This is a genomic window from Burkholderia sp. BCC1993, from assembly GCF_905339865.1.
Taxonomy (GTDB): domain Bacteria; phylum Pseudomonadota; class Gammaproteobacteria; order Burkholderiales; family Burkholderiaceae; genus Burkholderia.
The window spans coordinates 85,561-101,063 of record NZ_CAJPGZ010000008.1 but is presented as its reverse complement, the minus strand read 5'-3'; the positions used below and the strand labels follow the sequence as shown (position 1 = coordinate 101,063).

General features: G+C 67.8%; 16 protein-coding genes. 10 read left to right on the top strand and 6 right to left on the bottom strand.

Going from position 1 to position 15,503, the window contains the following annotated elements; genetic code table 11:
• Positions 1-16 precede the first annotated feature (16 nt).
• A complete protein-coding gene (locus U4Y91_RS14940) occupies positions 17-1,435 on the bottom strand; it encodes a cytochrome-c peroxidase (RefSeq protein WP_321805653.1) in 1,419 nt (472 codons plus the stop codon).
• Positions 1,436-1,544: 109 nt separating this feature from the next.
• Positions 1,545-3,218 (bottom strand): alkaline phosphatase family protein, encoded by a 1,674-nt coding sequence (locus U4Y91_RS14935; RefSeq protein WP_321805652.1) that lies wholly within the window; start codon positions 3,216-3,218, stop codon positions 1,545-1,547.
• A gap of 347 nt (positions 3,219-3,565) precedes the next feature.
• Here U4Y91_RS14935 and U4Y91_RS14930 point away from each other — a divergent pair, with 347 nt between their 5' ends.
• Positions 3,566-4,477, top strand: a complete 912-nt coding sequence (locus tag U4Y91_RS14930; RefSeq protein WP_321805651.1) for an EamA family transporter — start codon at positions 3,566-3,568, stop codon at positions 4,475-4,477.
• Positions 4,478-4,525: 48 nt separating this feature from the next.
• Here U4Y91_RS14930 and U4Y91_RS14925 read toward each other — a convergent pair whose 3' ends face one another.
• Positions 4,526-4,999 (bottom strand): Lrp/AsnC family transcriptional regulator, encoded by a 474-nt coding sequence (locus U4Y91_RS14925; protein ID WP_044843065.1) that lies wholly within the window; start codon positions 4,997-4,999, stop codon positions 4,526-4,528.
• Between the two features lie 318 nt (positions 5,000-5,317).
• Here U4Y91_RS14925 and U4Y91_RS14920 point away from each other — a divergent pair, with 318 nt between their 5' ends.
• From U4Y91_RS14920 to U4Y91_RS14895, 6 genes are all read left to right on the top strand, one after another.
• Positions 5,318-6,703, top strand: coding sequence for an amino acid permease (locus U4Y91_RS14920; RefSeq protein WP_321805650.1), 1,386 nt, complete (start codon positions 5,318-5,320; stop codon positions 6,701-6,703).
• A 43-nt stretch (positions 6,704-6,746) separates the two neighbouring features.
• Positions 6,747-7,949 carry an amino acid aminotransferase gene (locus tag U4Y91_RS14915; RefSeq protein WP_321805649.1) on the top strand — a complete coding sequence of 401 codons (1,203 nt, stop codon included), beginning with the start codon at positions 6,747-6,749 and terminating at the stop codon, positions 7,947-7,949.
• A 130-nt stretch (positions 7,950-8,079) separates the two neighbouring features.
• Positions 8,080-8,478 carry a DUF488 domain-containing protein gene (locus U4Y91_RS14910; RefSeq protein ID WP_321805648.1) on the top strand — a complete coding sequence of 133 codons (399 nt, stop codon included), beginning with the start codon at positions 8,080-8,082 and terminating at the stop codon, positions 8,476-8,478.
• 103 nt (positions 8,479-8,581) lie between these two features.
• Complete coding sequence (locus tag U4Y91_RS14905) at positions 8,582-8,872, top strand: DUF1488 domain-containing protein (protein WP_321805647.1); 291 nt, start codon at positions 8,582-8,584, stop codon at positions 8,870-8,872.
• Positions 8,873-8,888: 16 nt separating this feature from the next.
• A complete protein-coding gene (locus U4Y91_RS14900; RefSeq protein WP_124519488.1) occupies positions 8,889-9,128 on the top strand; it encodes a UDP-glucose 4-epimerase in 240 nt (79 codons plus the stop codon).
• A gap of 169 nt (positions 9,129-9,297) precedes the next feature.
• Positions 9,298-9,651 (top strand): metal ABC transporter ATPase, encoded by a 354-nt coding sequence (locus tag U4Y91_RS14895; RefSeq protein ID WP_321805646.1) that lies wholly within the window; start codon positions 9,298-9,300, stop codon positions 9,649-9,651.
• A gap of 20 nt (positions 9,652-9,671) precedes the next feature.
• Here the strand turns inward: U4Y91_RS14895 and U4Y91_RS14890 are convergent, their stop codons facing one another.
• From U4Y91_RS14890 to lhpI, 3 genes are all read right to left on the bottom strand, one after another.
• A complete protein-coding gene (locus U4Y91_RS14890) occupies positions 9,672-10,451 on the bottom strand; it encodes a helix-turn-helix domain-containing protein (protein ID WP_321805645.1) in 780 nt (259 codons plus the stop codon).
• Positions 10,452-10,468: 17 nt separating this feature from the next.
• A complete protein-coding gene (locus U4Y91_RS14885) occupies positions 10,469-10,876 on the bottom strand; it encodes a response regulator (protein WP_321805644.1) in 408 nt (135 codons plus the stop codon).
• A 184-nt stretch (positions 10,877-11,060) separates the two neighbouring features.
• Complete coding sequence (gene lhpI, locus U4Y91_RS14880) at positions 11,061-11,996, bottom strand: bifunctional Delta(1)-pyrroline-2-carboxylate/Delta(1)-piperideine-2-carboxylate reductase (protein WP_321805643.1); 936 nt, start codon at positions 11,994-11,996, stop codon at positions 11,061-11,063.
• 264 nt (positions 11,997-12,260) lie between these two features.
• On the opposite strand from lhpI, the gene U4Y91_RS14875 reads away from it, so the two are divergent.
• From U4Y91_RS14875 to lhpH, 3 genes are all read left to right on the top strand, one after another.
• Positions 12,261-12,998, top strand: a complete 738-nt coding sequence (locus U4Y91_RS14875; protein ID WP_321805642.1) for a FadR/GntR family transcriptional regulator — start codon at positions 12,261-12,263, stop codon at positions 12,996-12,998.
• A gap of 121 nt (positions 12,999-13,119) precedes the next feature.
• Complete coding sequence (locus U4Y91_RS14870; protein WP_321805641.1) at positions 13,120-14,241, top strand: branched-chain amino acid ABC transporter substrate-binding protein; 1,122 nt, start codon at positions 13,120-13,122, stop codon at positions 14,239-14,241.
• Positions 14,242-14,301: 60 nt separating this feature from the next.
• A complete protein-coding gene (lhpH, locus tag U4Y91_RS14865) occupies positions 14,302-15,309 on the top strand; it encodes a trans-3-hydroxy-L-proline dehydratase (RefSeq protein ID WP_321805640.1) in 1,008 nt (335 codons plus the stop codon).
• Positions 15,310-15,503: the final 194 nt, after the last annotated feature.

The following is a 15,503-nucleotide window of genomic DNA, read 5'->3' as shown; positions in this document are numbered from 1 at the left end:
GGCGGCGGGCCAGCAGTCAGCGTGCCGGCTCGTCGGTCAGCGTGCCGAGAAACGCTTCGATATCCTTGATGTCCTGCTCGGTCATCGCGGGCTGGTCGCCGGGCTTGCGATCGAACGGCGCATCGGTCACGTCGACGTTCGCGCGGTACCTCGCCGGGATGTCGTCGTACACGTCGACCTTGCCGTCCGCGCCGCGCGGATAGAACTTCTGCGGCGAGATGCTGCGTTCGTTGTAGAACGCCATCACCTGGTCGAGTGTATGGAACACGCCGTTGTGGAAGAACACATGGCGCGTCGCCGCGTTGCGCAGCGTCGGCGTGAGGAACATCGCGCAGTACTGCGTCTGGTCCTTCAGGTCCTCGCGGAACGGCCCGCACACGCCGAGATCGTAGAACGCCGGGTTGCGGTTCTGCGCGAGCGCCTTGTTGCGCGGCGCGCCGAGCGCCTCGTACTGATAGTCGGTAAACATCGGCGGCAAGCCGTCCTTGCCGGGCTTCGACAGGTGGCAGCCCGCGCAATTTGCCTTGTCCGGATCGTTGAACAGCCGCAGCCCGCGCAACTCAGCCTGCGTCAGGCGCGCGCGGCCTTCGAGCCAGCGATCGTACTTGCTGCTGTACGGATGGAACGACGGATCCTCGACCTGATAGCGCGCGATCGCGAACATCGCCTCCGACACCAGAAGCTGCGGGCTGGAGAACACGCGCGCGCCGAACAGCTTCTCGAACTGCGCGCGATGCGGCGACTGCGCGAGCTTGCGCGCGACGTCGTCGATGCTCGCGTTCGCCATTTCGACCGGATTCAGCAGCGGCCCGAACGCCTGCTGCTGCAACGTATCGGCGCGGCCGTCCCAGAACATCCCGCCCTGCGGCACGAGTTGCGGCGCGGCCGACGTGCCGGCCACCTTCTGCGCCTTGACGACGCCGGCGGCCGACGCGGCCTGCTGCGCGACGCTCGGCGCGGCGTCGTTTTCGCCGGCATCGGGGCCGATGCTGAAGTTGGGCTGGCGATACAGGTACATCAGCGACGGCGGCGGGCGGTAGCCCTGCTGCGTCATCGCGAGGCCGCCCGGCTGCACGTCGAGCCCGTTCGGCGGCCCGTACGCATGATCGGGGCTGTGGCACGACGCGCACGATTGCTTGCCGGATGCCGACAGCGACGGATCAGCGAACAGCGCGCGCCCGAGCTGCGCGACCGCCGACAACGGCTGCGCGGCCGGGCGCTGCAGCACGACCGGATGCGGATTCGCACCCGTCCAGTCGGCGACGACGTCTCCGATCGCCGCCGGCGTACGGGCCGGAAACGCGATCGCGAACGCGCCGTAGCCAAGCACGGCCGCGCCGAGCACGAACGCCGCGCGGCGCAGCACGCGGGCAGGGGAGCGCGGCGCGGCGGCGCCGGATGCGTCGGGAGACGGGAACGCGGGACGGGCTGTCATGCTGTCTGTCGAAAGTCGGGCACCGTGTGAAAGCGGCGCGTTAAACGGAAACGGCCGGCGCACGATGCGCCGGCCTGATGCTTTGCTTCTGGCGGTTATGCGACGCCGGTCAGATCGACGGCGCCGCGCTCAGCACGGTGCCTTGCGTCGGATCGAGATACAGCGGTGCCGTGTTCGGCTTCGACGCGAAGTCGAACAGCCCGCGCAGGTCGCCGGCCGTCGCATCGAACGAACCGCCGCCGATGCGCTGGCCGCCGAGCCAGTTGTCCTCGATGAAGCGCACGACGGACGCCTGGTCGATCATCGTGTGGTCGACGTAGTTCTGCTTCGCGTACGGCGAGATCACGACCAGCGGGATGCGCACACCCGGGCCGCAGCGGCCGTTCACCGTGCCGCCATTCACGCCGGTGGTGCCGCCCGAGCCGCACTTGCCGTTGCCGTTCACCTGGTCGACCGCGTCGGACGACGAGCGAGTCGGCGCCGTGTACGCGTGGTCATACCAGCCGTCCGAGTCGTCATAGGTGACGATCACGGCCGTGTTCTGCCAGTCCGGCTGCTGCTGCAGGAAGTTGACGACCTTCGTCACAAACGCCTGCTCGTCGAGCGGATCCGAGTAGCCCGCGTGCGCGTCCTGCGCGGCCGGCGCCTTCAGGAAGCTGACCGACGGGAAGTTGCCGGCCTTCACGGCCGCGAAGAAGTCGTCGGTGTCGTACTGGTGGTTCGCCGGTTCGGCCGTCTTGCCGTCGGCTTCGAGGCTCGAGCCGATCGCCGCGACTGCGCTCGGACGCGTGTGCTGCGGGTTCGCGGTCGACGCGTAGTACTGGAACCAGTTGTGGTGCGGGATGTAGTCGGCCGTCGCGGCGTTCACGGCGGTGGCGACGGTGCTGCGGTTGCAGCCGGTCGTGCCGTTGCCGTTGGTCGTCGACAGGTTGAAGCCGCCCATGAAGCCGCCCCACGTGATCTTCGCGCCGTTCAGCAGGTCGCCGATGTTCTTGCCGCTCATCATCGCCTGGTCGGTCGTGCTCGAGCACACGTCGAAGCCCGGGTCGACGTCGTTGATCATCGTGAAGCCGCCCTGGCCGTCGTTGATGTAGTACGAGGTGGCGGCGAGCGTCGACGGCTGCTTGGATGTCTTGACGATCTGCATCCCGTTGGTCTGGCCCGACACGACGTTCAGCGCGCCCGGCGTCGACGGGCCGTAGACCGTCGTGTACGCGTTGTCGCTCATCGCGAAGCGCTGCGCGTAGTTCCACAGCGCGGTCACGGTGTTGCCGTCGAAGTAGCCCATCACCTGGCCCTTCGTGCCGAACGCGCCGGCGCCGCCGGACGAACCCTTGCCGGTGTATTTCGGGAACAGGTCGGCGAGGCCGTTGTCCTCGGCCTGCTGCTCGGCCGTGTACGCGTGGTTCTGGTCGGCGGTCGCGGCTTGCGTGCGGTCGAGGCGGAACGGGTTCGCGGCGTCGGTGCCGTTGGCCGTGTTCGTGAAGTTCGGGTTCGCGGTGAGCAGCGTGCCCGTCAGCCCGTTGATCGTCGGCGTGCCGGGCTTCGCGGTGAAGGACGGTTCGCCGGACGGGTTCGACGCGTTCGGGTAGGTGCCGAAGTAGTGGTCGAACGACACGTTTTCGCCGTAGATCACGACGACGTGCTTGATCGGCGTGGCGGTCTGCAGCGCGTCCTGCGACGACACGGCGGGCGTCGACGTGGGATCGTCGCTGCCGCCGCAGGCGAACAGCGCAAGCGCCGCGGCTGCGCAGGCGGTGACGAGCAAGGCTTGACGGAACATCGGGAAACTCCAGGTAGGCTTTCGACGGTGAAGATCGGCCCCGTCGCCGTGTCAGTCCGGCGCGGAACGCGCGATAGCGCCCCGGCATTGAAGCAGTTCGGTATGAAGATATGGGGGCGGACCGGTTTCGCGACGGTTGCACCGTGGTATCGATTCCATTACGGCGCGACGCGGCGCGAAAGAAAGCGGAAAGGGGCCACGCGGATGCAACCTGGGCGACACATTCGGCGGCGCGCACGGTCACTGCCGCGCATGCCGCGCGGGGCGGGCGACAGCGCGCGGCGAGCCGGTTCGCGGGGTGCCGGGCTGCGTTCCTTTTTTTGACAATCGTGTGACGCATTCATACGATGGTTGGCCCGCGGCGACGATTTCGCGTTGCCGGCCGTCAGCGAGTGCTCAACGTGCCGATTCCCGTTCTGTTTGCCGTCCTGTGCGCCGCCTTCCTGCATGCGTCGTGGAATGCGCTCGTGCGCAGCAGCGGCGACCGGCTGCGCTCGGCCACGGTGCTGCAGATCGCGATCGGGCTGTTCGCGCTGCTGTTCCTGCCGGCCGCCGCGCCGATCACGCCCGCGAGCTGGGCCTGCATCGTCGCATCGGCGGTGCTCCACGTCGTCTATACGCTGCTGCTGGTGCGCGCTTACGAGCACGGCGACCTGAGCGTCGCGTATCCGGTCGCACGCGGCACCGCGCCGCTGCTCGTCACGCTGGGCGCGGCGGCGTTCGCGGGCGAGCGCCTGAACGCGGGTGCGCAATGCGGGCTCATGCTGATCTGCGCCGGCATCATGGCGATCGGGCTGGAGCGCGGCCGCGGCGCGCGGCACCGGATGACGCAGGTGCTGCCGACTGCGTTCGCCACCGGCGTATCGATCGCCGCGTACAGCGTGGTCGACGGGATCGGCGTGCGGGAAAGCGGCAGCACGGTCGGCTATACGGCGTGGATGTTCGTGCTGACGGGGTTGCTGATGGCCGCGTACTATCGGCTGCGGGCTGGGCCGCTGCGGCTCGCGCAGGAGGTCGGTGAAACGGCGAAGGCCGCATGCGGCGGCGTGTGCGCGGCGCTCGCATACGGGATCGTGATCTGGGCGATGGATCGTGCGCCGATGGGCCCGGTGTCGGCGCTGCGCGAAACGAGCGTGGTGTTCGCGGCGCTGATCGCGCGCGTGTATCTCGGCGAGCGGCTGACGCCGCGTCGCGCCGGCGGGTGTCTGGTGATTGCGTGCGGGGCGTTGCTGATCAGCGCGTCCGAAGCGGTGCGCTGAGCACGGCTGCCGAACCGGGTGTCGCCCCGCCGTTCGCGCGGCGCCGCATCAGCCTTCCACCGGCATCGCACTCGTACACTTGATCTCGTCGAGGCACACGCTCGAATGCACGCCGCTCACGCCGGGAATCCGCATCAGCGTTTCGAGCAAGAACGTGGACAGCCCCTTCAGGTCGCGCGCGACGACCTTCAGCACATAGTCGATATCGCCCGTCACCGAGAAACATTCCTGGATCTGCGCGAGATCCGACACGAGTTTCTGGAACTTCGACAGGTCGCGGATATGCCCGCGCTCCATCGTCACGTGGACGAACGCGGTGACGCCGAACCCGAGCGTGTCGGGGCACAGACGGGTTTCGTAACGGCGGATCGCGCCGATCTCCTCCAGCCGGCGGTGGCGTCGCAGCGTCTGCGCGGGCGACAGGCCGACGGCCTTCGCCAGGTCGAGGTTCGACGCGCGGCCGTTCTCCTGCAGCACCGACAGCAAGTGGCGATCGATGCGATCGAGAACCGGTTCAGGCATTTTTGTTTCCTCATCTGTCTCCTGAGCGCAATCTTATCTCATAATGTAGGGTTTGCATGAGCCGGTTACGCAACCCGATTTCGCTGTCGCGACGCTAAACTGACGCCGGATTTTCGTGTGCGCCTGCAGCAAGGCGGCAAGAGCGACGGTCGGCGGCCGGTCTGGCGGGCCTGCCGACAGGAATCGGGGGTCGCCACGCGAAGATTGCAGTCCCCAACCCGGCGGCTCCACGAACAGCCGCCGGCACAGCAAAACAGCGCCCGGCACACCGAGGCGCGCCGCACCGCTTCCGGCGGAGGCGGGCAAAATGGAGAAGACATGGTTTCTGGAAACGAGAAGGACGGCCTGAAGCGGGGGCTGAAGAACCGGCACATCCAGCTGATCGCGCTCGGCGGCGCGCTCGGTACGGGGTTGTTCCTCGGCATCGCGCAGACGATCAAGATGGCCGGCCCGTCCGTGCTGCTCGGCTACGCGGTGGCCGGCGTCGTCGCGTTCTTCATCATGCGCCAGCTCGGCGAGATGGTGGTCGACGAGCCGGTCGCCGGCTCGTTCAGCTACTTCGCCGACAAGTACGTCGGCCACTTCACCGGCTTCCTGTCCGGCTGGAACTACTGGGTGCTGTACATCCTCGTCAGCATGGCCGAGCTGTCGGCCGTCGGGATCTACGTGCAGTACTGGTGGCCCGGCGTGCCGACCTGGGTGTCGGCGCTGGTGTTCTTCGTCGCGATCAACCTGCTGAACCTGGCGAGCGTGAAGTCGTACGGCGAGACGGAATTCTGGTTCTCGATCATCAAGGTCGCCGCGATCGTCGGGATGATCGGCTTCGGCGGCTGGCTGCTCGCGAGCGGCCATGCGGGGCCGGAAGCGAGCGTCGCGAACCTGTGGCAGCACGGCGGCTTCTTCCCGAACGGCGTGTCGGGGCTGGTGATGTCGATGGCGGCAATCATGTTCTCGTTCGGCGGGCTGGAGCTGATCGGCATCACCGCGGCCGAGGCCGACGATCCGAAGCACAGCATTCCGCGCGCGACCAACCAGGTGATCTACCGGATCCTGATTTTCTACATCGGCGCGCTCGCCGTGCTGCTGTCGCTGTATCCGTGGGAAAAGGTCGTCACCGGCGGCAGCCCGTTCGTGCTGATCTTCCACGCGCTGAGCAGCAACCTGGTCGCGAACGTGCTGAACGTGGTCGTGCTGACGGCCGCGCTGTCGGTCTACAACAGCGGCGTGTACAGCAACAGCCGGATGCTGTTCGGCCTCGCGAAGCAGGGCAACGCGCCGAAGGTGCTGTGCTCGGTGAACAAGCGCGGCATTCCGCTCGCCGCGCTCGGCGCGTCGGCGCTCGCCACCGGCGCGTGCGTGCTGGTCAACTACTTCATGCCGGGCAAGGCGTTCGAGGTGCTGATGGGCCTCGTCGTGTCGGCGCTGATCATCAACTGGGCGATGATCACGCTGATCCACCTGAAGTTCCGCCAGGCGAAGCGCATCGCCGGAGAGCAGACTTCGTTCCGCAGTCTGGGCTATCCTTTCACGAATTACCTGTGCCTGGCGTTCATGGCCGGCATTCTCGTCGTGATGTACCTGACGCCGGATCTCCGCCTGTCGGTGTACCTGATCCCCGTATGGCTCGCGGTGCTCGCGGTCGGGTATCGCTTCCGTCAGAAGAATGCGGACTATGTGATGCGCGACGGCGCGTCCGTGCGCTGACACGGGCACCCCGACCATTCTTCCAAACGAGACCGACATAGCCATGTTCGAACACATCGACGCGTACCCGGGCGATCCGATCCTGACGCTCAACGAGAACTTCCAGAAAGATCCGCGCGATCAGAAGGTCAACCTGAGCATCGGCATCTATTTCGATGCCGAAGGCCGGATTCCCGTGATGGGGGCCGTGCGCGAAGCCGAAACCGCGCTGCAGCGCGACCTCGGCCCGAAGCCTTACCTGCCGATGGTCGGCCTCGCCGCGTATCGCGACGCCGTGCAGGCGCTGGTGTTCGGCGCCGATCATCCGGCGCGTGCGGCCGGTCGCATCGCGACCGTGCAGACGCTGGGCGGCTCGGGCGCGCTGAAAGTGGGCGCCGATTTCCTGAAGCGCTACTTCCCGGACGCGCAGGTGTGGCTCAGCGACCCGAGCTGGGAAAACCACCGCTTCATCTTCGAGCGCGCGGGCTTCACGGTGAACACGTACCCGTACTACGACGAGGCGACGGGCGGCCTGAAGTTCGACGCGATGCTCGCGGCGATCGACGCGCTGCCGGCGCGCAGCATCGTGCTGCTGCACGCGTGCTGCCATAACCCGACCGGCGTCGATCTCGACGAAGGCCAGTGGGAGAAGCTGATCGACGTGATCGAGGCGCGCGGGCTGCTGCCGTTCGTCGACATGGCGTACCAGGGCTTCGGCGCGGGCCTCGACGCGGACGCGTTCGCCGTGCGCGAACTGGCCCGCCGCGGCGTGCCGGCGCTCGTCGCGAACTCGTTCTCGAAGAACTTCTCGCTGTACGGCGAGCGCGTGGGCGGCCTGAGCGTCGTCTGCGAGGATGCGGCCGCGGCCGAGCGCGTGCTGGGCCAGCTGGCCGGCGCGGTGCGCTCGAACTACAGCAACCCGCAAACCTACGGCGCGAAGGTCGTCGCGACCGTGCTGAGCACGCCCGCGCTGCGCACGCAGTGGGAAGAGGAGCTCGCCGCGATGTGCCGCCGGATCGCGCGGATGCGCCAGTCGATCCACGACGGCCTGCGCGACTACGTCAGCGGTGAAGCCCTCACGCGCTACGTGAAGCAGCGCGGGATGTTCACGTACACGGGCCTGACCGAATCGCAGGTCGATGCGCTGCGTGACGTGCACGGCGTGTACGTCCTGCGTTCGGGCCGCATGTGCGTCGCGGGGCTGAACGATTCGAACGTCGGCATCGTCGCGGATGCGATCGGCAAGGTGCTGAAGAGCGGCGTCTGACCGGCGCGCCCCGGGCGCCCGATCGCATCGCATGAACCGGCTGTCTCCCCCGCGGAGGCAGCCGGTTTTTTCTTGCGCGGCGGCGGCGCGGCGGTACGATGGCGGATCGAACCCAAGACGAAGGAGCGGCATGGCAATTCGAATCGTACGGCTCGGCACGCCGCGCGCGGCCGGCGAGGGCCTGAGGATCGGCACGGTGCGGCGGCCGCCGCGCGGGGTACCCAAGGCGGAATTCGCATCGCGCAACTACTATGATGTATGGCTGCCGACGCTGTCGCCGAGCCCCGAGCTGGTCACGCAGGCGCAGGCTGCCGAAACCGACGCCGAATGGCGTGCGTTCACGCGTCACTTCCGCGCGGAAATGGCGCACGGCGACGCACCGAAGGTGCTGGACCTGCTCGCCGCGCTGTCGGCGACGAGCGCGTTCTCGATCGGCTGCTACTGCGAGGATGAGCGCCGCTGCCATCGCAGCGTGCTGCGCGAACTGCTGGCAGAGCGCGGCGCGGCGATCGATGCGGAGGCGGGCTGAGCGCCCGTCGGGCGTCGCTTCGTGCGGCGCAGCGAACCGGTTGACGTGGGTCAAGCGTGCGGTGCCGCGGGCCGCTATGCTCATGTCATGAATTGCCCCGACGATGACAGGCGGACAGATGCAGATAGCCTTTCCACCCGAACCGCCCGAATATTGCGCGCGCGATCTGGTCGTCGCGTTTTCGGCGCTGGTCGACGGCCGCTGCGTGCAGTGCGCGATCACGGCCGAAGCACTGGAAGACCATTTCGGTGCACCGTCGCTGCTCGAACGGGATTTGCTGGATGCGTTCGATGCGCACCGGTCGGCGATCGAGGCGAAGGCACGACGAATGCTCGACGAAATCGGCGGCCGGCCGGTGTTGCTGCACAGCGGTCACTTCCGGATGGATGACTGATACCGCAGGAGGACGCATGACACTGCAAGGCACGATTCATGAACGCGACTGGTCGGTCGAGATCGAGACGCGACAGTGCGAATCCGGCGAGTTCCGCTGCCGTGTGTCGGTCGAGCACGGCACGGGACCGGCGCGCTTTCACCACACGTTCGAGCACAGTCATGCGTATCCCACGGAGCACGAGGCCGCGATCGAAGGGTTGCGGGCCGGGATGACGTGGATCGAAATGAAGGCGTCGCAGACGTTCAGCATGTGAACCGCCTCGCGCCGACGGCGCGCGGGGGCAAGGCTGCCACGGCAGTGATCGCCGCATCCGTCATCGCGCCGCGCGACATGCGTGCGGGCGGATTCCACGGCGGGCAGGGCAGGGAAACATGGGGCAGGCAACCCGGTCGACGAGCGGCGACCGCGTCAGGAGAAACGACATGGGCGTGGGCATGCAGATCGTCTGCGTCGGATTCGCGGGTTCCGCCGCGCTCGAAGGAGAGGCGGGGGCGCAGCTGGTGCGGCTCGAACGCTTCCGCGCGCGGCTCGACGATTGCCTGCTGGCGATCGAGTCGCGCACGACCGGCGACGGCGGCCGAACCTACGACGTGCGCCTCGAACTGCTCATGCATGATCGCGCGCCGGCGTTGCTGCCGGGCAGCAGCGGCGACGACGTGAACGAGACGATCCGGCGCGTGTTCGCGCAAGCCGAACAGGCGCTGTCCGCCTGGCAGACCGGCGAACCCGAAGCGGTCGCGCTGCGTGCGGCCGCGACGGGCGCGGCCGCGCAATGACGCTGGCCGCGCTTCGGGCGTCAGACCTGCGCGAGCGCCTGCGCGTCGAGGATCCGCACGCGCTTGCCGCGCGTTTCGACGAGCGAATCCCGATGGAACCGCGAGAACATCCGGCTGACGGTCTCGAGCTTCATGCCGAGATAGCAGCCGATTTCCTCGCGCGTCATCCGCAGGTTGAATTCCGATGCCGAATAGCCGCGCGCCTCGAAGCGCGACGACAGGTTCAGCAGGAACTGCGCGACGCGCTGCTCGGCCGACATCGTGCCGAGCAGCAGCATCTGGCTCGATTCACGGACGATCTCGCTGCTCAGCATCTGGTAGAGGAAATGCTGCATCGGCTTCATCTCGCGGCACGCCGCCTCGAGCGCGCCGAACGGGATGATGCACACGACGCTGTCCTCGAGCGCGATCGCGTCGCAGCAGTGCTGGCCGCTGCCGATGCCGTCCATGCCGAGCGTTTCACCGGCGATCTGGAAGCCGGTCACGTGCTCGCGGCCGTCGCGATGCATCATCACCGTCTTGAACGAGCCCGCACGGACTGCATAGATGCTGTGGAACGGGTCGTCGATGCGGAACAGCGCGTCGCCCTGGCGAACCTGCCGGGTCGAGCAGATGATCGCGTCGAGGCGGCCGTACTCGTCCGCAGTCAGGTCGGGCGGCAGGCACATCGAGCGCATCGCGCAGCCCGAGCAGCGCGCGGCCGGGGTTTTGACGGCGTCCGTGCGCGCGACCGCACGCAGCGGGGTCGTCGGCCGAGGCGCGACGGGCGGGGCGGTGGCGCAGGCAGTGGCGGTAGACATGAGTCACTCCGGCTCGATCAGGGGTGGTGCGCGCGAGCGTGCACCAGGGATTCGATGACGCGGCATGCGGCGTCGAATTCGGCGGTCTTGTCGAAGAAATAATCGGCGCCGGCCGCCGCGCATGCCTCTCTGAATGCCGCCGCCGAGTGGTTCGTCAGCACGATCGTGACGACGCGCGGCGTGGCCTTCGACAGCATCCCGATCAGGTCGAGACCGCTGCCGTCCGCGAGCCGCAGGTCGACGATCACGACGTCCGCGTGGCTGCTGCGGATGTGCATCCACGCGTCCTGGCCGTCTTCCGCTTCGCCGACGACCACGACGCCGCGGATCCCGCCGACGAGCAGCGCGATCCGTTGGCGGACGGCGATGGCGTGATCGACGAGAAACACCCTGAGCGCGACGGCGGGTGACAGGCTGGCATTCATGCCGGCAGTATCGTGTTGCGCCGCCAAAAATGAAATCGGCCGAATTGGAAGTTTGTGTAGGCCGCTTCGACGTGTTGTAGGGCGTTTCCTACAACGCGTACGGGAAGGCGGCGGCGACGCCCGAGCCGCGCTGGCTGGCGTGCGTGGTGCGGTCGGCAGGTTGCCGGTCGCCGCCGCGGTCGAATCAGCCGTGCCGGCGCGCGGCCAGTGCGTCGCGTGCCGTGCGGCACGCGGCCAGATCCCATGCGGCGCAGCCGACGGTCTTGAACAGCAGCGGGCCGCTGCGCGCGAAGGCGCCGCGCAGCACGTCGGCGAGCGACGCGACCTGCTGCCAGTCGACTTGCGCGACGATCAGGTCGCCGGCCTCGTGGCGCGCGCCGGCCGGATCGTCGACGACGAGCCGGCTGTGGCGCACGGTATCGGCGTCGATCTCGGCGGCATCCGCGGTGAACGCGCCGATCCCGACCACGAGGCGGCCTTCGCGTGCCGCTTCGCGATAGACGGGCGTGCGGCTCGTCGTCAGCGTGACGACGACATCGATCGCATCGGGAATCGCATCGCCGTCGAGCGGCGCGAGCTGCGGCGCCTGCGCGCGGTGCGCGGCGCAGAACGCGGCCGCGCTGTCGGCGCGTGAGCCGCGCACGTGCAGGCGCGCCTCCGGAAAGATCGCCGCGAGCGCTTCCGCGTGATTGGCTGCCTGCTTGCCGGTGCCGATCAGCAGGATGTCACGCGGCGCGGCGCCGTGCAGCGCCTGGATGCCCAGCGCGGTAACGGCCGCCGTGCGGCGCCCGGTGACCGTCGGGCCGTCGAGCACGAAGCGCAGCTCGCCGGTCGTCGCATCGTATGCGCTCACCTGCCCGAGGATCGTCGGCAGCCCGCGCGCGCCGTTGCCGGGGCACACGTTCACGAGCTTGTGGCTCGCGAGGTCGCGCGCGCTCGACGGCATCGACAGCATCACGCCGCCGGCCTGCAGCGGCACGACCAGGCGTTCGGGACTGACGATCTCGCCCGCCGCGTATTCGGCGACGGTGTGCCTGAGCGTCGCGAGCAGCGCGGGGTAGTCGAGCAGCGCGGCCGTTTCGGCGGCGTCGAAAGCGGGAATCCGGGAGAGGGCGGTCATCGTGTCGGTCGGTTCGGGGCGGTGGGCGTGGGTGACGGGCGCATCGCGCGCTCGCAACGGAGGCTGCCGGCTGTCGCGTTGGCAGGTGCTCTGGATCAAATTTATACCAGTTCCCGGCCACCCGGCAAGCCGGAAAAGCCAGCGGACGGCCGATTTTGGTTCTAATATCCGTCCAGATAGGCGTCGCGCGCACCGGCGCCGGTACCGCTCCGGTATAGTGCGACCCATTCCCGATCCCCCCACCCGACCGGGCAGGAGCCCCAGATGATGTCCGCACGTCCCGAATCGCTCGAAGCCGGCTTCCGGCCGCTGCAGATCTACGAACAGGTCGCCGAAAGGATTCGCGACGAGATTCGCGCGGGGCGCTACGCGGCCGATTCGAGGCTGCCGTCGGAGCGCGAACTCGCGGCGCTGTTCCAGGTTGGCCGGCCGGCCGTGCGCGAGGCGCTGGGCGCGTTGCAGAACGAAGGGCTGGTGTTCACGAAGCGCAATTCGGGCACCTACGTCGTGCCTGCGCCGCTCGACGTGCTCGCGCAGCGCGGCGACACGCGAAGCGCGCCCGATGCCGACTTCAGCCCGACGTCGACGCTCGACGTGCGGCTCATCCTCGAGCCCGCGATCGCGCGCCTCGCGGCCGCGCACGGTCGCGCCGACCCTGTCGCCGAAGGCTATCTCGCACAAATGGAAACCGTCTCCGACATCGACGATCCGCAGCAGCGCGCGCTGTGGAACGAGAGCGACCGGCTGTTCCACCGGCAGCTCGCGCTGATGACCGGCGATGCGCTGATCGTAAAGATCGCGGACGAAGTCGCGAAGACGATGGACCAGCCGCTGTGGAAGCGGCTGAAGGACGACGGCATCTACGACGCGGGCCGCATTCGGCTCTACGTGTCCGAGCACCGGCTGATCTACGAGGCGATCGTGTCCGGCGACGCCGATGCCGCCGCGTTCTATGTCGAGCAGCACATTCTTCGCGTGCGTCGCGACATCACGCCGAAGTAATACGCGTCACCTCACTCTGGTCTGAAAGTAGACCAGAATCGCAAAAAACTTTTTAAAATTGCTTGCATGGTGACCACATGTGTCCTACATTGGTTTCACACAAAACCAATCAGGAGACACCATGCGACACTTCGTTACCGCGCTTTCGGTGGCCGTTGCCGCCGGCGCGCTGACTGCCGCGCACGCGCAGGAAGTCGTGATGATCGGCCATTCGGCGCCGCTCACCGGCCCGCAGGCCGCGAACGGCAAGGACAATGAAAACGGCGCGCGCCTCGCCGTCGACGAGCTCAACAAGGCGGGCGTGAAGGTGGCCGGCAAGACGGTCACGTTCAAGCTGGTGTCGGACGACGACCAGGCCGACCCGAAAGCGGGCGTGCAGGTCGCGCAGAACCTGGTCGACAAGGGCGTGGTCGCGGTGCTCGGGCCGTACAACTCGGGCGTCGCCATCCCGGCATCGCGTGTGTACAGCAACGCAGGCGTCCCGATGCTGCCGGTCGCGTCGAACCCGGCACTCACGCGGCAGGGCTTCAAGAACATCTTCCGGATCGGCGCGAGCGACGAACAGCTCGGCGGCACGATGGCGACCTTCGCCGCGAAGACGCTGAACGCGAAAACCGCCGCGGTCATCGACGATCGCACCGCGTACGGGCAGGGCGTCGCCGAGCAGTTCATGAACGTCGCGAAGGCGAACGGGATCAAGATCGTCGACCAGGAGTACACGAACTCGTCGGCCACCGATTTCCTCGGCATTCTCACCAAGATCAAGGCCAGCAATCCCGACGTGATCTTCCTCGGCGGCTATGCGGCGCAGGGCGCGCCGATGGCGAAGCAGATGAAGCAGCGCGGCTTGCGCGCGAAGCTGCTCGGCGGCGACGGCATCTGCTCGGCCGACATGGGCAAGGTCGCGGGCGAGGCCGCGTCGATCGTCTATTGCGCGCAGGGCGGCGTCGCGCTCGAGAAGACGCCGGCCGGCCGCGAATTCCTGAAGAAGTACCACGACGCCTATCACACGGATACGCAGGTCTACGGCGTCAACTACTACGACGGCATGAAGCTGCTCGCCGACGCGATGGTCAAGGCCGGCACGACCACCGACAAGGCGAAGCTGATCGCGCAACTCGCGAAGTCGAACTATGCGGGCGTCGCGGGCACCTATTCGTTCGACGAACGCGGCGACCTGAAGGGCGCGCCGACCAGCGTCTACGTGATCCGCAACGGGCTGCCCGTACCGTACGCGAAGTAAAACCGCTACCGGAAGGACGGCGCCGGTGCGCCGTCCTTCGTCTTCACGCTTTCGATCTTCATGAAAATTTCCCGATCCCTTTCCACCGTCGAAGTCCATACCGGCGGCGAAGCGTTCCGCATCGTCACGAGCGGGTTGCCGCGCCTGCCCGGCGACACGATCGTCCAGCGCCGCGCATGGCTCAAGGAGAACGCGGACGAGATCCGCCGCGCGCTGATGTTCGAGCCGCGCGGCCACGCCGACATGTACGGCGGCTACCTGACCGAGCCGGTGTCGCCACACGCGGATTTCGGCGTGATCTTCGTGCACAACGAAGGCTACAGCGACCATTGCGGGCACGGCGTGATCGCGCTGTCGACCGCCGCGGTCGAGCTCGGCTGGGTGCAGCGCACGGTGCCCGAGACCCGCGTCGGCATCGACGCACCATGCGGCTTCATCGAGGCGTTCGTGAAATGGGACGGCGAGCACGCGGGGCCGGTGCGCTTCGTCAACGTGCCGTCGTTCATCTGGCAGCGCGACGTGTCGGTCGACACGCCGTCGTTCGGCACCGTGACCGGCGACATCGCGTATGGCGGCGCGTTCTATTTCTACGTCGACGGCGCGCCGTTCGACCTGCCGGTGCGCGAGGCGGCCGTGGAGAAGCTGATCCGCTTCGGCGCCGAAGTGAAGGCGGCCGCGAACGCGAAATACCCGGTCGTGCATCCGGAGATTCCGGAGATCAACCATATCTACGGCACGATCATCGCGAACGCGCCGCGCCATCCGGGCTCGACGCAGGCAAATTGCTGCGTGTTCGCGGATCGCGAGGTCGACCGTTCGCCGACCGGCTCCGGCACCGGCGGCCGCGTCGCGCAGTTGTACCTGCGCGGCCGGCTCGCGGCCGGCGACACGCTCGTCAACGAGTCGATCGTCGGCACCGTGTTCAAGGGGCGGGTGCTGCGCGAGACGACGGTCGGCGACATCCCGGCCGTGATCCCGGAAGTGGAGGGCAGCGCGCACATCTGCGGATTCGCGAACTGGATCGTCGACGAGCGCGATCCGCTGACCTACGGTTTTCTCGTGCGCTGAGCAGCGGCGCACGGCACCGTTGTACCAGGCTTGGCGCGCGGTCCCGTTCCGGGGCGCGCGCCTTTTTTGTTGTAAAAATGCACGCGCGGGCGCCGTTCGTGCAGGCACGTGACGGCCGCCGGCCGGTGGGCCGCGCGAGTTTTGGTACGATGCAGCCTTTCCAGCAGATCCCCCACCCGCGTGAATCGCCGAAA

Bases quoted from the DNA above. Each gene is read 5' to 3' on its own strand.
- U4Y91_RS14925 (WP_044843065.1), bottom strand. From the start codon at position 4,999: ATGCCTGAACCGGTTCTCGATCGCATCGATCGCCACTTGCTGTCGGTG.
- U4Y91_RS14885 (WP_321805644.1), bottom strand. From the start codon at position 10,876: ATGAATGCCAGCCTGTCACCCGCCGTCGCGCTCAGGGTGTTTCTCGTC.
- U4Y91_RS14910 (WP_321805648.1), top strand. From the start codon at position 8,080: ATGGCAATTCGAATCGTACGGCTCGGCACGCCGCGCGCGGCCGGCGAG.
- U4Y91_RS14930 (WP_321805651.1), top strand. From the start codon at position 3,566: ATGGTTGGCCCGCGGCGACGATTTCGCGTTGCCGGCCGTCAGCGAGTG.
- lhpH (WP_321805640.1), top strand. From the start codon at position 14,302: ATGAAAATTTCCCGATCCCTTTCCACCGTCGAAGTCCATACCGGCGGC.
- U4Y91_RS14870 (WP_321805641.1), top strand. From the start codon at position 13,120: ATGCGACACTTCGTTACCGCGCTTTCGGTGGCCGTTGCCGCCGGCGCG.
- U4Y91_RS14935 (WP_321805652.1), bottom strand. From the start codon at position 3,218: ATGTTCCGTCAAGCCTTGCTCGTCACCGCCTGCGCAGCCGCGGCGCTT.
- U4Y91_RS14875 (WP_321805642.1), top strand. From the start codon at position 12,261: ATGATGTCCGCACGTCCCGAATCGCTCGAAGCCGGCTTCCGGCCGCTG.
- U4Y91_RS14900 (WP_124519488.1), top strand. From the start codon at position 8,889: ATGACACTGCAAGGCACGATTCATGAACGCGACTGGTCGGTCGAGATC.
- lhpI (WP_321805643.1), bottom strand. From the start codon at position 11,996: ATGACCGCCCTCTCCCGGATTCCCGCTTTCGACGCCGCCGAAACGGCC.
- U4Y91_RS14920 (WP_321805650.1), top strand. From the start codon at position 5,318: ATGGTTTCTGGAAACGAGAAGGACGGCCTGAAGCGGGGGCTGAAGAAC.
- U4Y91_RS14890 (WP_321805645.1), bottom strand. From the start codon at position 10,451: ATGTCTACCGCCACTGCCTGCGCCACCGCCCCGCCCGTCGCGCCTCGG.
- U4Y91_RS14905 (WP_321805647.1), top strand. From the start codon at position 8,582: ATGACAGGCGGACAGATGCAGATAGCCTTTCCACCCGAACCGCCCGAA.
- U4Y91_RS14895 (WP_321805646.1), top strand. From the start codon at position 9,298: ATGGGCGTGGGCATGCAGATCGTCTGCGTCGGATTCGCGGGTTCCGCC.
- U4Y91_RS14915 (WP_321805649.1), top strand. From the start codon at position 6,747: ATGTTCGAACACATCGACGCGTACCCGGGCGATCCGATCCTGACGCTC.
- U4Y91_RS14940 (WP_321805653.1), bottom strand. From the start codon at position 1,435: ATGACAGCCCGTCCCGCGTTCCCGTCTCCCGACGCATCCGGCGCCGCC.